The organism is Paenibacillus sp. FSL R5-0341, from assembly GCF_037975235.1.
Classification (GTDB): Bacteria; Bacillota; Bacilli; order Paenibacillales; family Paenibacillaceae; genus Paenibacillus; species Paenibacillus amylolyticus_A.
Window position 1 is genome coordinate 3,409,598 of sequence record NZ_CP150241.1, and the last position, 14,546, is coordinate 3,424,143.

The window sequence follows — 14,546 nt, forward strand, 5'->3', positions numbered from 1 at the left end:
AACGGGTATGCGACTAATTGAATGCACTCAATCCAGAATACATTTGACATGCAAATCATTAAATCGTATTATTACGATATAACGATTTAGGAGGAATACTTGTGAACACTCCCGCTTTTGACAGCAATAACATTAAACAGTTCGATGAACCAGCTAATTTGCTGAAAGCTTTGTCTCACCCCATTCGTTTATGCATTGTGCGCGGACTGATGATGAAAAAAAAATGTAATGTTTCTTATATGCAGGAATGTCTGGATCTTCCCCAATCAACAGTCTCACAGCACCTCCAGAAGCTTCGTAGTGCAGGTATTGTTGCTACGGAGCGAAATGGTCTTGAAGTGAACTATGTGCTTGCCGATCAACGGGTTGAACAGATTATTAAAACTTTATTTGAAAAGGATGATTGTGAATCATGAGCAAAAAAGTACTCATTGTTGGCGGTGTAGCTGGAGGTGCATCTGCAGCTGCACGTCTTCGCCGTCTGGATGAACATGCTGATATTATTATCTTTGAGAAGGGACCCTATATCTCATTTGCGAATTGTGGTTTACCTTATTATATAGGTGGCTCAATCGATGATCGAGAGCGTCTGCTGGTGCAGACGCCAAAAGGGATGGCAGATCGCTTTCGTATCGATGTGCGTACAAGAAGTGAGGTTGTAGCTATCGATTCGCAGAAGCGAGTGGTTAAGATACAGTCCCAAGAGCGTGGTGCATATGAAGAAAGCTATGACGAGCTGATATTGTCACCAGGTGCAAAACCGATCATTCCTGATCTGCCGGGTAAGGACAATCCACTAATTTATACCGTACGAAGTATTCCGGATATTGATCGGATCAAAGACCAGATAAGTTCGTCTAACAACAATTCTTCAATCGTCATAGGTGGTGGATTTATTGGCGTGGAAATGGCTGAGAATTTAAAGGAAGCTGGTCTGGATGTAACGCTGATTGAGGGGAACGCACAAGTACTCACACCATATGATCCCGAGTTAGGAGCCGCATTGGCACAGGAAATGGAGAATCATGGTGTGAACCTGCTGTTTTCCAAGCGTGTTCAGGGATTCCATTCCCTAGAGCAGGGCATAGGAGTTGAACTTGCAGATGGTCATACGCTGACTGCTGACATGGTTATTCTTGCGATAGGCGTAACGCCGGACACCTATTTTTTGAAAGATAGCGGCGTTTCGCTGGGTGCACGTGGACATATTATCGTAAATGAAGCTTTAGAAAGCAGTGTGCCACATATCTATGCTGTTGGGGATGCTATCGAAGTAACGGAAACCATTCATGGTACGAAGGCAACGATACCACTTGCCGGACCTGCCAACAAACAAGGTCGTATTGTTGCCGACCGTATCGCAGGGCTTCCTTCTACCTATAAAGGAACACAAGGTACATCCATTATCAAAGTCTTTGGAATGACCGCAGCTACGACAGGCAGTAATGAAAAAACACTACAGCGTCTCGGCGTGGACTATCAAACCGTTATCGTACACCCTGCTTCTCATGCATCGTATTATCCGGGTTCAAGCGCAATTACTCTTAAACTGCTGTTTACTCCGCAAGGCAAAATTTTAGGCGCACAAGCAGTCGGTTATGATGGAGTGGATAAACGAATTGATGACATTGCTGTAGCCATTCATTTTGGAGGACATGTCCGGGATTTGACAGAGCTTGAACTGAGTTACGCGCCACCTTATTCCTCTGCCAAAGATCCCGTGAATATGGCTGGATATGCAGCAGAGAATATGATCACTGGACGTGTTCAGACGTTCACCTATAATCAACTGGCTGATCGTCAGCCGGGGCAGTCGATACTTCTGGATGTTCGCAGTGAAATCGAGCATCAAAATGGTCATATTCCGGATTCACTCTCTATTCCAGTCGATGAGCTTCGTCAACGTTTAGATGAATTAGATCCATCCAAAGAAATCTGGCTATACTGTCAAGTCGGCTTACGTGGTTACACTGCTTCGCAAATTTTGCGCCAGCATGGTTTCAGTGTAAAAAACTTGAGTGGTGGTTATAAAACATACCGTCAAGCCCAGTTTAAGCCTGCTCCATTTACTGCTGTAAAACAAGAGCAGCATGATCCTGCGGGGGACGTTAAGGAAAAAAAGTTTATTCCCACTGACTCAACACAGCCGCAACGTATTGATCATAACTTGAACGTATGCGGATTAAGTTGTCCTGGTCCGCTAATACAAGTGAAGCAGAAAATGGATCAACTCTCGAACGGGGAAACCCTTCGCGTGAAAGCTTCCGATCCAGGCTTCTATGAAGATGTCAAAGCATGGGCTACAATGTCGGGTTCCACAATCTTGCAGTTGGAAAGAATGAAAGGCGGTACCATTGAGTCCGTCATTGTTAAAAATACAGCACAACCCGTATCGGATTCCCCCATCAGCGATCCTGCCAGCACGATGGTTGTCTTCAGTGGCGATCTGGATAAGGCGATCGCCTCACTCATTATTGCAAATGGGGCAGCAGCCAGCGGACGGAAAGTAACCCTGTTTTTCACTTTTTGGGGATTGAGTATTATTCGTAAGCAGCAGCCGCAGAAGTTATCCAAAACCATGATCGGCCGTATGTTTTATATGATGTTACCTCGTGGAAGCCAGAAGCTTGGTATGTCCAAAATGAATATGCTCGGAGCAGGCCCGAAGATGATTCGTGGTTTGATGAAAAAACATCATGTACCTTCGTTGGAAGAATTGATTGAGAGCGCAATTGCTCAAGGAGTAGAGATCGTTGCCTGCCAAATGTCTATGGATTTAATGGGAATTCAGCGCGAAGAATTAATAGACCAAGTTAAAATTGGTGGAGTAGGTTACTATCTTGGACAAGCATCACAAGCCAATCATAATCTATTTATTTAAAAAAATTAGTAATACTGAGTAGAATAACTGAATGAGTACCGAGAGGATGCCACGATGAGTGGCATTTTTTTGTTCAGAAAAAATGAACGTTTCATTCAGAAACGGTTCTTTGACTTACCCATAACAGCAACATAGAGTGATGACAAGGACGGTATTTGATTTTAGCTAGGTAAATGAGAAGCATATATACCCTTGACTTTCCCCTGTACGGGAAACTATATACTCGCATTATGTTAATTGATTGGAGATGATATATTGTTCAAAATCAGTGCGTTTTCCAGGCTAAGCAGGGTCTCATTAAAAACACTGCGTTATTATGACCAGATTGGCATACTTAAGCCTAGAAAGGTAGATCACGATACGGGTTACCGTTACTATTCCGCAGATCAGCTTCTCGAGCTCAACCGAATCTTCATTTATAAAGAATTGGGGTTTACGTTGCCACAAATCACACAGCTGTTACAGGAACATATTACATTGGAGAATATTCAAGGCATGTTTAAGCTAAAAAGAAGCGAAATTCAGCAGATTATCGATACGGAACAAGCTAAACTCGTCCGGATTGAGGAACGCATGCAGCTTATAGAGGAAGAGGGGCACGTCGAAACTGGGCAAGAAATTCGAATCAAAGAGGAAGGTGCTCGGCAGTTTCTTTTTCAGACAGGGTGCGGGAGGGAAGAGGAGATCCCAAGTTTATTTCATCAGTTTGATCAGTCATTAACAAAAGAAATGCGTCAACTGATCCACGGACCACAGGTTGTTTTGTGGAAAGAAATCGCAGGACAAGAGGAAGAGTTCGAGTTGGAAATAGGTTACTTCTTAACCTGTGAGCTGCGATCACCTCCCGACCCATTTCAACTGCGGACTCTTTCTGCTGAACCCATGATGGCCACCATAGCTTATCGTTCCAATGTCACCTTTGCCTGTAAAGCCTGTGTTCATCTAGCTACATGGATTGAGAAGAATAATTATCAGATCAAGGAGAACGAAGCTGGTAGGGAACTTTATTTACCCTTATCCCAAGAACAAGCTGCACAATTCATAGAAATACAAATCCCAATACGAAATAAATAACTGAAAAAGACGGAGTGGAGTAAAGTGAAAAATAAATGGATCATATATATCTTGGCATTGGCTGTTTTTCTGATTGGAACCATTGAATACATTATTACAGGAGTCATTGAAATGATCGCCACAGACTTGAGCGTATCTACTTCTGAAGTGGGTTTGCTGGTAACTGTGTTTGCTCTAGCAGCGGCCATTATCGCCCCGATTCTCATTGCAATTACAATAAATATGGATCGCAAGAAGTTATTGTTGTCCACCCTCAGTGTGTTTATAGCCAGCAACGGACTTATGCTTTTAAACCTTTCTTATGAAACTTTACTATGGGTGCGAATTATTCAAGGGGCGAGCGGAGGGATCGCTACGGTTATAGCTATGGCCGTATCGACAAGACTGGTTGAAAAAGAGAAAAGGGGCAATGCCATCGGCATCATTTTGATGGGGCTAAGCAGTTCGCTAGTGCTCGGTGTCCCATTGGGCACATTTTTTAGTGAAATGTTTGGATGGAGAGTTCTATTTATATTCATTGGATTGTTAAGTGTTCTTCCATTACTTATTATCTACAATAAGGTTCCGGCAATCAAAGAGGAAGAAAAGATCACCCTCAGAATGCAGCTCTCCATTTTGAAAAATCCACTCATTCTGACTGCCTTGCTTATTACATTATTGTATATCGGCGGCTATTCGACACTGTTCACGTATATTACGCCTTTCTTGCAAGCTACATCCACTCTTACCATGACAGAGATAAGCGGTGTTCTGTTTCTCGCGGGAATTTGCAGCTTTGTCGGATCAAAAGTGGGCGGACAATTGGCAGATGCAAAGGGATCAAAGTTTACAATTTGTCTAGGCCTTCTGTTACAAGGTGTAACTCTTCTTTTGTTTGCTCTAGCTGGAGTTAATCTTATGATGTTAATCTTGGTTTTAATGATTTTTATGTTAGCAACGTGGAGCATATCTCCGGCCCAGCAATTATATCTGGTTACACTGGCACCTCGTAATCCCGACATTGCCCTTAGCGTAAATACGTCATTTATCCAATTTGGTTTTGCATTGGGATCTGGATTAGGTGGGATTGTGATCAGTCGTACATCTGTTCTGTATTTAAATTGGTTGGGGTTTGGAGCTGTAGGAATTGCTTTACTTCTTGCCATCTTACTATTTAAGAAATCGAGAAGCAGGACTGGAACGCCAGATCCAGTGTAATTTTAATGATGGGTAATTCTTTCTTTTCAGTGTGTAACACACTTAATCATTTGGGATTTATATATAAAATATGGATTATATATTCTTTAATGTATGATTTTAATATCGATTAACAATCGGCAAGATTCTTTTCTGGACTGATCAGTTCAGATATGTTATATTTCTGAAACGGGAGGTGTTACTTATCGCCAGGACTAAAGAATTTGACAAAAATCAAGCATTACACGAAGCAATGCTGTTGTTTTGGAAAAAAGGATACGAGGCTGCTAGCATACCGGATTTACTGGAAGTGATGGGCATTAGCCGATCCAGCCTTTATGATACGTTTTCCGACAAGCAAACCTTGTACAGAGATGCCCTGGAGCATTATAAAAAAGGGAGTTCCAATAAGCAGACCATTCTTGAACAAGCATCCAACGTAAGAGAAGGAATTCTTCAATTTTTTGAGTATCATATTGCTTCAGCATACGATACCAGCCTACCGGGCGGATGTTTTGTAACGAATACAGCTACAACATTGGAGTCACCCGATGAACAGATAAATGTCTTGATACAGACTAGTTTTTCGGAGTTGGAACAAGCATTTTGTGAGCTTTTGGAGAAGGGCCAACAATCGGGAGAGATAGATAAAAAAACAGATATCAAAACAGTGTCTTATTTATTGCTGAATTTGCATCAAAGCATAAATATTATGGCCAAAACAGGTCAAAATCCAGAACGTGCCAAAGAGATGATTAGCTTTGTAATTGCAGGGATATAATTTTTTTTAGTAATATTGGAATGATTGTTCCGTTATTATATTCTTCATATTTTGAAGTTGCCATTTGAAGAGTATCTGTAAGACCAAATTTTTTTGATCATTCTGGAACATTCATTCCGTTATGGAAACAATCCATTTAACAATAAGGAGATGCAACCAATGAAGGTATCGTTTATTGGACTTGGAAATATGGGCCTTCCAATGGCACAAAACCTGTTGAAAGCGGGTTATGACGTAGTCATCTTTAATCGGACCCCTGAAAAAGCTGAACCATTAATAAAACAGGGAGCACGGTATGTCCAAACACCACTAGAGGCAGCGAAAGAAAGCAATCTTGTAATTACCATGTTATCTGATGATGATGCTTTGAGAGAGATTGTTGAGGGACCAACTGGCGTTCTGAACGGATTATCTGAAAATGGAATTCACGTATCTGCCAGTACGATCAGCGTAGATCTGGCTCGGAAATTATCCGCTTTGCATGCGGAGAGACACCAGCACTTTGTGTCTGCCACCGTAATGGGGCGCCCGGATGCCGCTAAAGCAGCTACATTGCGCATTATTTTAGCTGGTCCGGAACATGCAAGACAACGGGTACTTCCCATGTTAACAGCGTTAAGTCAAGAGATATTTGAGATTGGGGATCATGGCGAAGAAGGTAACATTGTCAAAATAGGCGTTAACTTTCTAATTGCTTCAATGCTGGAAGCTTTGTCGGAAGCGCAGCTCATGGTTGAAAAGCACGGCATTAAGCCGTCCCGATATATGGATGTTGTGAATGCTCTTTTTCAATCGCCGGTATATCAGAACTATGGCGCGATCATGACTGAACAGCGCTTTGAACCAGCCGGTTTTAAAATGAAGCTCGGGTTAAAGGATGTTTCATTAGCTATCGAGGCAGCCAAGTCAGTTCAAGCTCCACTTCCTTTAGGTCAGCTTATTCATCAACACCTCTCGGAAGGAATTGCCCATGGTTATGGTGAGTTGGATTGGACGGCTTTAATCCGTTGTCTTGGACATTCCTCTTAAGGAAAGAAAATATAAGGAGAGATTAATTATGGAAATAGGTGTTACTTCATTCGTAGAAACAAAGCCTGATACGAAGACCGGAGTTGTGATGAGCCACGCTCAGCGATTGCGAGAAGTCGTGGAAGAAATCGTCCTTGCAGATCAGGTAGGACTTGATGTGTTTGGCATAGGTGAGCATCATCGTGATGATTATGCGGCATCTTCACCAGCCATGGTGTTGTCCGCTGCGGCGCCCCTCACAAAACGGATTCGATTGACAAGTGCTGTGACGGTCCTATCTTCAGCAGATCCTGTCCGTGTGTTTCAGGATTTTGCAACGCTTGACGGTCTCTCCAATGGACGTGCCGAGATTATAGCGGGTCGGGGTTCTTTCATTGAGTCCTTTCCACTGTTCGGTTATAACCTGAATGACTACGAGGATTTATTTAATGAAAACATTGAACTGCTTCTTAAATTACGGGAATCCGAGAAAGTAACTTGGAATGGAGGCCATCGTCCAGCGATACATAATCTGGGGGTATACCCGCGTCCTGTTCAGAATTCTATTCCTGTATGGATCGGTAGCGGAGGTACTCAGGAGTCAGCCATACGTGCGGGAATTCTAGGTCTGCCACTAGTTCTGGCAATTATCGGTGGAAATCCAACGAAATTTGCGCCACTTGTAGAACTGTATAAAAAGGCGGCAACTCATGCTGGTCATGATGTATCACAGCTTCGGGTAGGTTCACATTCAATCGGATTTGTTGCAGAAGATACGGAAAAAGCCGCAGACCTCTTTTTCCCGTCCACTCAGTACGGCATGAATAAACTCGGCAAAGAGCGGGGGTGGGCATATTACGACCGTTCCAGCTATGACGCTGCCCGCAGTTCTGATGGTGCGTTGTATGTAGGGGACCCAGAAACAGTTGCTCAAAAAATTATTCATCTGCGCAAGCATGTAGGAATTACACGTTTCATGATGTATGTTCCCTTAAGCACGATGCCACATGAGTTGGTAATGCGGGCTATAGAACTGCTCGGTAAAGAGGTTGCACCGCGAGTCCGAGAGGAAATTTCCAAGTGGGAAGCTGAAATGAGATAAGAATTAACTGAAAAGACGTAGACAATCGAATTCATTATTATATTTGGAGGAATTATCATGAGCATTGAGACACGTATACTACCAGAATTAAGAGAGGTATATTCACAATTTCCAGGGTTTGCATTGGAGAAAAATTTAGAGTGGAGCAGAAACTTAGTATCGGCTGCATCGGTGAAAAAATCAGAGCATGTAAACACAACCAGTCGGAAAATTCCGAGGGACGGAAGTGAGATGCTGGTCAAAATATACGAACCTGCCGATCGAACGAATGATTTACTACCAGCCATGTTATGGATTCACGGAGGCGGGTACGTGTTAGGACATCCCGATATGGATGACAAATTGTGCGAGCGTTTTGTTCAGACAGCAGAATGTATTGTCGTATCAGTGGATTATAGGCTCGCTCCTGAGCATCCATATCCTGCGGCGATTGAAGATTGTTATGCTGGATTGGTATGGATGACGGAGGAGGCAGCACTACTTGGCATTGATGTGAATCGGGTTGCAATTGCCGGTGCTAGCGGTGGTGGAGGGCTGACAGCAGCACTCGCGCTGATGGCACGTGATAAAGGAGGTCCGTCTATTATCTTCCAAATGCCATTGTACCCGATGTTAGATAATCGTAACATCACGCCATCTAGTCATGAGATTACAGAAGTGGGTTCAATCTGGAACCGAACGGACAACTTGGCTGCTTGGAATATGTACCTTGGTGAGAAGAAAGATGTCAGTGGAGGATCTACTTATGCAGTACCATCGAGTGCGGAGAACTTGGCAGGATTGCCGCCGGTCTATACTTGTGTAGGTCAGCTCGATCTATTCCGGGACGAGACGATGGAGTATGTGGCAAGACTAGCAAAAGCAGGTGTGGATGTTGAATTTCACCTCTATCCAGGTTGCTTCCACCTTTTCGAAATTCTTGCTCCAGAAACAGAAGTGAGTCAGCGTGCTGTTCAGGGTTATATGGATGCAATGGCTCGTGCACTTCATCCCAATAGGGTCGTTGATTGATAATGATCTTCGTCGATTTGGCATTGAGAAGAAGTACTTATCAGAATCAGATCAAGATGTATTATCTCAACAGTTGAATCTGTATTTCAATTGGAAACAATGACACACTGCTTAAATCGCTTACGTCAATTTATTAACGGATCTTCCTAAACTGGTTCGGACTGATCTGTTCCAGCTTTTTAAACACCGTACTGAAATAATTTGCATCTTCGAAGCCTGCCAGATAGGCAATTTCCTTAACCGGCATACTGAGATTTTGCAGTAAAAGCTCTTTGCTCTTCTTAATTCTAACTGAATTAATGTATTGGAAAATTCTTAGATTGGTTGCTTTTCTAAATAAAGTACAAAGGTGCTGAGGGGTCATACCTGCAATCTCAGCGAGAACTCCCAAGGTCAGTGGTTTGTTGTAATTATGCTCAATATATTCAAATAGAGGTTCAAGCTTTAAATGCAAATTGGTAGCGATCTGATTGGGATTAGGCGAAGCAAATTGCATAATGGCTGTCATCATGGAATAAATGATGCTTGAGCATTGTATGCTTGCCATCGTCCCATTGGATTGCTCCAACTCAAGTAGTTGTTGAATTTTGGCTCTGAAAATATCTGGCCTGGATACATACAATACGCTTTGGCTTGAAATTGCGGCTGTATCTTGCAAAAAGGTGCCAACTTGGTGGCCGTCAAAGACGACCCAATCCACAATCCAGGTCGGACTAATTGCATAATACTCATGAGGCACCCCTTTGAAAAGCAGCATGGCTGAGCCTTCTTTAACCCGGTAAGTCTTGCCGTCCGTTATTAATTTTCCTTCGCCTTGAACACATTGTATCCACTGAAATAAATAGCCCTGAGGGCGTACAATATGTTCTTGGTTCCAATTGCTCCCTACATCCACAAGATAATACGGAAGGTTCTTATCGGTTTCTGTAATCATTGAGATACGCCGTTTATACATAGGACCACCTTAATATTTTAATGTAACTCGTAATATCCTTAGATTGTTAGTAAAAATCATACATTTTATAATCTGAATATAACAAAGTCATTGCCGACAGGCAACGAAAGGATGGAATTCAGTATGTGCCGAATAGAGACTACACTGATGAATGGTTGGAAATTTACGTTAAAACAGCCGGAAGACCACCATTTCAAACCTGTTCAATTACCTCACGATTGGGCAATTCATCAACCGATCAACCAAACGATGAGTCAAGCGGAAGCTCAGGGATTCAGAGACCGATCAGGAATTGGATGGTATCGGAAAATATTAAACATGAAAGAGTTGAAAGATGGACGGATCTATCAGCTCGAATTTGACGGTGTATATGAAAATAGTACGGTATGGGTGAACGGTATAGATGTAGGCGGGCATAAATATGGCTATTCAAGATTTACTTTAGATATCACGTCTGCTCTTCAAGTAGGTGTTAATGTGATTCAGGTCAAGGTAGATAATACGTCTTTACCATCCGACAGATGGTATTCCGGCGCGGGAATCTACCGAACAGTTAAGCTGCTTAACCTGCCAACAAATCATCTAAGACCCGAAGAAATACAAGTGAAGACTTGTCTTAAAGGTGAGAAGGGCCTCATTAGTATAAAAACAGGGGTTTCCTCCTTAGTTAAAGCATACATTTCTGACGGTAACGTGAATTTTACTGGCGAATCAGCTAATGGAATGATTCAACTGGAAATACCAAATGTGAAGTTATGGAGCCCTGAACAACCACAACTGTATCAATTGAAGTTATCCCTCTATGAGGGTGATCAAATCGCAGATACTTATGCACTGCGAGTGGGTGTAAGAGATATTCGAATGATGGCTGGTAAAGGGATGTACATTAACGGCAAAATGACAAAAATTAAGGGACTATGTATACATCAAGACGCGGGCAGTTTGGGAGTTGCTGTCCCTCCTGAGATCTGGAAAGACAGACTCTTGCGCTTCAAAGCGATGGGTTGCAATGCGATTCGAACAGCTCACCACATGCCTGCCTCAGAGATTCTTGATATCTGTGATGAACTGGGAATACTTGTGTATGAAGAACCGTTTGATAAATGGACGGGAGGTTCGTATCGAAGATATTTCGAAACAGAATGGCAACGCGACTTGGAATGTATGGTGAGAAGGGATCGCAACCACCCATGTATCTTTATGTGGGGCGTTGGTAACGAGGTTGAGCATCAGGGACAGACGTCCATGCTTGCGATTTTAAAAATGCTTAAAGAGCATCTCCTAACGTTGGACGATACTCGACCGGTATCCTATGCCATGAATCCTCACTTCAAATATGAGAGCGTCGTGGATCTTTCCCAAGTTAAGGATATTCAACAGTTTGTTGATGAAGTCAGTGACACGGAAATATTAGATCAGAATGAAAGAGTGGAGCGTATCCGCAGAATTGCCGAGATTGTCGATGTCATCAGCTGTAATTATCAAGAGCAATGGTATCCTGCCATCCATGATGCGGTTCCAGATAAATTAATCTTGGGATCAGAGACGTATCAATTTTTCAGGGGTCATGCTGAGCAAATGCAAAATTTCAGTGATGAAGTCCCTTGGATGGATGTGGAGAAACATGCGTATGTCATCGGTGGCATGATATGGACAGGTATTGATTATCTGGGTGAATCGATGGGATATCCGGCCAAAGGGTGGGCAGGTTCACTGTTTAGGACCAACAATGAGCGCAAGCCGCTTTCCTACCTTTATGAAAGTTATTGGTCTGATGCGCCGATGGTGAATATGGCTGTATTGGATTACTCTTTGCAGGATGAAGGTATTAAGGAGCATTGGGATGCCCCAAGATATGCGAATCATTGGGATTTTCCGCAGTTTAACAGGACTGTAATTCCATATATGATTGCTACTAATTGTGAAGAAGTAAGACTCAAGTTAAATGGGAAAGCCATATTGGTTAATCCTCCGACTTCCTATCCAAACAAAATGATTACAGGCTACATTCCATACTCGCCCGGAACCTTAGAGGTAAAAGGCTACATTAACGGACAAGAGGTATGTACCTATACCTTAAAAACAGCAGGACCCGCTGTAAAGCTTGAATTTGATTCGGAGATGATCACGCTCGAAGGTAAAGAGGGGTTCCATAAATTATTTACAGTTCGAGCTAAGGACAAAGAGGGAGTATCCGCTTTCCGCGAAAGTTCAAAAGTCAATTTTACTCTTACTGGACCTGCTGAAATTATATCTTTGGATAATGGAGATCTCTGTTCAAACGAGTCCTATCATGGTCACGGGATGCACTTGTACCGGGGGTGCGTCAGTACAATCATTCGGCTAACAGGTGAAAAAGAACGTGTGGTATTATCTGCACATTCTGAGGGAATGGGCTCAGCTCATCTTGTTATAGATATAATTTAATAAGTAAATGTTACATTGAAGCATATCTGTAAATGTCTCGGGACAAGAACAATGTGTCATTTCCAATTAGATTTTCATCTAAATACTAACTGGGGCTGGACTTCAAGACACAACGTACATTAACATAGTTTGAGTGAGTCAATGATCGGTACAATAATGTACCGATTTTTTGTGTCCAAGGAGACTGTTTTATAAATAGTACCTGATAGAGGTGATCAAGCATGAGTGATTATTCGATAAACCAACCGTATACAAGCTCCCGATCTGATATTCAAAATGTTCTGCGTGATTCTCGTCTGCCTGCTTTGATCTGGGGCATACTGATTTATTTTTCTGCATTGTACTCCCAGCTACCGATGTGGCCAACATGGTTTGAATTTATGATGTTTACAGCTCTCATTCTGGTTCACATTCTGCTGCATTGGTATGCCGGATACGTTGTCGATCGAAGACCCTGGATTTATTTTGTGACACAAGGATGTATTGTCTGGGCGTGTGCGTTATTCATGCCTAATGCTCATTCTCTCATCTTTGTAAGTTTATTGACGGCTTTGGCGGGTCAGAGTATTGGCGTATACGCTCAACGTGTGAAGGTGCTTCTGGTATGCATCTTTTACTGCACCTTGTTTTCTGTCTCCCTGGTTTGGCTAGGAACTACCGAGGATTTGCCATCTACAGTACCATCGCTCTTCTTCATCATGTTTTTCGTCATCGGCTATGCTTCTTTGTTCTATAAACAAGTTCGTGCCAAATTGCGGACCCAGTCGTTTTTACGTGAATTGGAACGAGCGCACAGGAAAGTGGAGGAGCTAACGATTGCCAATGAACGTCAAAGGATGGCCCGTGATTTACATGATACTTTGGCACAAGGGCTGGCAGGTCTTATCATGCAGCTTGATGCCGTGGATGCGCATTTAGAAAATGATAATAACCATCGTGCCCACGAGATTGTTCAGTTGTCAAAAGCCCAAGCAAAGCGCACGCTTTCAGAAGCGAGAAGTGCAATTGACGACTTGCGTTCGTATTCTGCCGAGGTCACAGATATTTCTAAAGCGGTGAAGGAAGAGGCTGAACACTTCTCACATATAACAGGGATTCGTATTGTCACTCAATTATCGATGCCCCATCTGGTGGTGCCGAAGTTGATCTTCGAACATAGCTTACATATCATCCGAGAATGCTTGGCCAATACAGCTAAATATGCTCATGCGACGAACGTAGAAGTCGTTGTTGCTGCACGCGAAAACGTAATCGAGCTACGCATTACGGATGACGGAAGAGGGTTCGATGCCAACCTCATCGAGAAACAATCCGGTAGTTATGGCTTAATTGGCTTATATGAACGAACCCGAATTATGGGCGGGAAGATCGAAATTGAAAGCGGAAAGCAAGGAACCCAAGTTTCTGTTCGCATTCCATTACAACTGGAGGACACCAACGTATGACAATCAAGATTCTTATCGTGGACGACCATTTCGTCGTTCGAGAGGGACTTAAGCTGATCCTGGAAACTAATCAAAGGTACGAGGTAGTTGCAGAAGCATCTAACGGTATGGAAGCGGTTCGACGGGTGGATACTTACAAACCGGACATTATTCTATTGGATTTAAACATGCCTGAAATGGGCGGCCTGGATACCATGACAGCGCTTAGAGCTAAAGGAATGGATATACCGATCATTATTTTGACTACATATAACGAGGATGAGATGATGATACGTGGACTCGCATTGGGTGCAAAAGGTTATTTGCTGAAGGACACGGGAAGAGAGATGATATTTCGTTCAATTGATGCCGCGATGCGGGGGGAAACGTTGCTACTTCCAGAGATCAGCGAGAAAGTATTTGCTCACAAGGTATCAGGAAAGGCGAAAGAGTCACCTTCATCGAAAATATCACTTACAAACAAAGAGCTGATCGTACTTCAAGCGATTGCCCGTGGCTCTCGAAGTAAAGAGATCGGCTTGGATATGGGCATATCCGAACGGACTGTAAAGACTCATTTAACGAGTATCTATAATAAATTGAGTGTGGATTCGAGACCGCAGGCCGTCGCCGTTGCGGTGGAGCGTGGAATATTGCATTTATAATCGAACATTTCATAGATTTGCCCGATCGTACACTGGGGTCTT

General features: G+C 42.9%; 12 protein-coding genes. 11 read left to right on the forward strand and 1 reads right to left on the reverse strand.

Annotated features, from left to right (window positions below; genetic code table 11):
• Positions 1-101: 101 nt before the first annotated feature.
• From MKX75_RS15240 to MKX75_RS15275, 8 genes are all read left to right on the forward strand, one after another.
• Positions 102-416 (forward strand): metalloregulator ArsR/SmtB family transcription factor, encoded by a 315-nt coding sequence (locus tag MKX75_RS15240; protein WP_036615511.1) that lies wholly within the window; start codon positions 102-104, stop codon positions 414-416.
• Positions 413-2,881: an FAD-dependent oxidoreductase gene (locus tag MKX75_RS15245; RefSeq protein WP_339165888.1), complete on the forward strand. Its 2,469-nt coding sequence runs from the start codon at positions 413-415 to the stop codon at positions 2,879-2,881. Before MKX75_RS15240 ends, MKX75_RS15245 begins: the two co-directional genes overlap by 4 nt.
• Before the next feature lie 255 nt (positions 2,882-3,136).
• On the forward strand, positions 3,137-3,955 hold the full coding sequence (locus MKX75_RS15250; protein ID WP_339165889.1) for a MerR family transcriptional regulator: 819 nt from the start codon (positions 3,137-3,139) through the stop codon (positions 3,953-3,955).
• 24 nt (positions 3,956-3,979) lie between these two features.
• Positions 3,980-5,152 (forward strand): MFS transporter, encoded by a 1,173-nt coding sequence (locus tag MKX75_RS15255; RefSeq protein ID WP_339165890.1) that lies wholly within the window; start codon positions 3,980-3,982, stop codon positions 5,150-5,152.
• A gap of 175 nt (positions 5,153-5,327) precedes the next feature.
• The gene (locus MKX75_RS15260; RefSeq protein ID WP_339165891.1) at positions 5,328-5,912 is read left to right on the forward strand and encodes a TetR/AcrR family transcriptional regulator; all 585 of its coding nucleotides are present in this window, start codon (positions 5,328-5,330) and stop codon (positions 5,910-5,912) included.
• Between the two features lie 159 nt (positions 5,913-6,071).
• A complete protein-coding gene (locus MKX75_RS15265; RefSeq protein ID WP_339165892.1) occupies positions 6,072-6,941 on the forward strand; it encodes an NAD(P)-dependent oxidoreductase in 870 nt (289 codons plus the stop codon).
• 28 nt (positions 6,942-6,969) lie between these two features.
• Positions 6,970-8,022: an LLM class flavin-dependent oxidoreductase gene (locus MKX75_RS15270; RefSeq protein ID WP_339165893.1), complete on the forward strand. Its 1,053-nt coding sequence runs from the start codon at positions 6,970-6,972 to the stop codon at positions 8,020-8,022.
• A gap of 57 nt (positions 8,023-8,079) precedes the next feature.
• A complete protein-coding gene (locus MKX75_RS15275) occupies positions 8,080-9,033 on the forward strand; it encodes an alpha/beta hydrolase (protein WP_339165894.1) in 954 nt (317 codons plus the stop codon).
• A 133-nt stretch (positions 9,034-9,166) separates the two neighbouring features.
• On the opposite strand, the gene MKX75_RS15280 is transcribed toward MKX75_RS15275, so the two are convergent.
• Positions 9,167-9,967: an AraC family transcriptional regulator gene (locus tag MKX75_RS15280; protein ID WP_339165895.1), complete on the reverse strand. Its 801-nt coding sequence runs from the start codon at positions 9,965-9,967 to the stop codon at positions 9,167-9,169.
• Positions 9,968-10,135: 168 nt separating this feature from the next.
• Between MKX75_RS15280 and MKX75_RS15285 the strand changes: the two genes are divergently transcribed.
• The 3 genes from MKX75_RS15285 to MKX75_RS15295 all read left to right on the forward strand — a co-directional run bounded on the left by MKX75_RS15285 (position 10,136) and on the right by MKX75_RS15295 (position 14,504).
• Positions 10,136-12,415 carry a glycoside hydrolase family 2 TIM barrel-domain containing protein gene (locus tag MKX75_RS15285; protein WP_339165896.1) on the forward strand — a complete coding sequence of 760 codons (2,280 nt, stop codon included), beginning with the start codon at positions 10,136-10,138 and terminating at the stop codon, positions 12,413-12,415.
• A 221-nt stretch (positions 12,416-12,636) separates the two neighbouring features.
• A complete protein-coding gene (locus MKX75_RS15290) occupies positions 12,637-13,860 on the forward strand; it encodes a sensor histidine kinase (RefSeq protein WP_339165897.1) in 1,224 nt (407 codons plus the stop codon).
• Positions 13,857-14,504 carry a response regulator transcription factor gene (locus MKX75_RS15295; protein ID WP_339165898.1) on the forward strand — a complete coding sequence of 216 codons (648 nt, stop codon included), beginning with the start codon at positions 13,857-13,859 and terminating at the stop codon, positions 14,502-14,504. Before MKX75_RS15290 ends, MKX75_RS15295 begins: the two co-directional genes overlap by 4 nt.
• Positions 14,505-14,546 lie beyond the last annotated feature (42 nt).

Excerpts from the sequence above, each read along its gene's own strand:
- MKX75_RS15245 (WP_339165888.1), top strand. The coding sequence starts at position 413 with ATGAGCAAAAAAGTACTCATTGTTGGCGGTGTAGCTGGAGGTGCATCT.
- MKX75_RS15265 (WP_339165892.1), top strand. The coding sequence starts at position 6,072 with ATGAAGGTATCGTTTATTGGACTTGGAAATATGGGCCTTCCAATGGCA.
- MKX75_RS15270 (WP_339165893.1), top strand. The coding sequence starts at position 6,970 with ATGGAAATAGGTGTTACTTCATTCGTAGAAACAAAGCCTGATACGAAG.
- MKX75_RS15275 (WP_339165894.1), top strand. The coding sequence starts at position 8,080 with ATGAGCATTGAGACACGTATACTACCAGAATTAAGAGAGGTATATTCA.
- MKX75_RS15280 (WP_339165895.1), bottom strand. The coding sequence starts at position 9,967 with ATGATTACAGAAACCGATAAGAACCTTCCGTATTATCTTGTGGATGTA.
- MKX75_RS15285 (WP_339165896.1), top strand. The coding sequence starts at position 10,136 with ATGAATGGTTGGAAATTTACGTTAAAACAGCCGGAAGACCACCATTTC.
- MKX75_RS15290 (WP_339165897.1), top strand. The coding sequence starts at position 12,637 with ATGAGTGATTATTCGATAAACCAACCGTATACAAGCTCCCGATCTGAT.
- MKX75_RS15295 (WP_339165898.1), top strand. The coding sequence starts at position 13,857 with ATGACAATCAAGATTCTTATCGTGGACGACCATTTCGTCGTTCGAGAG.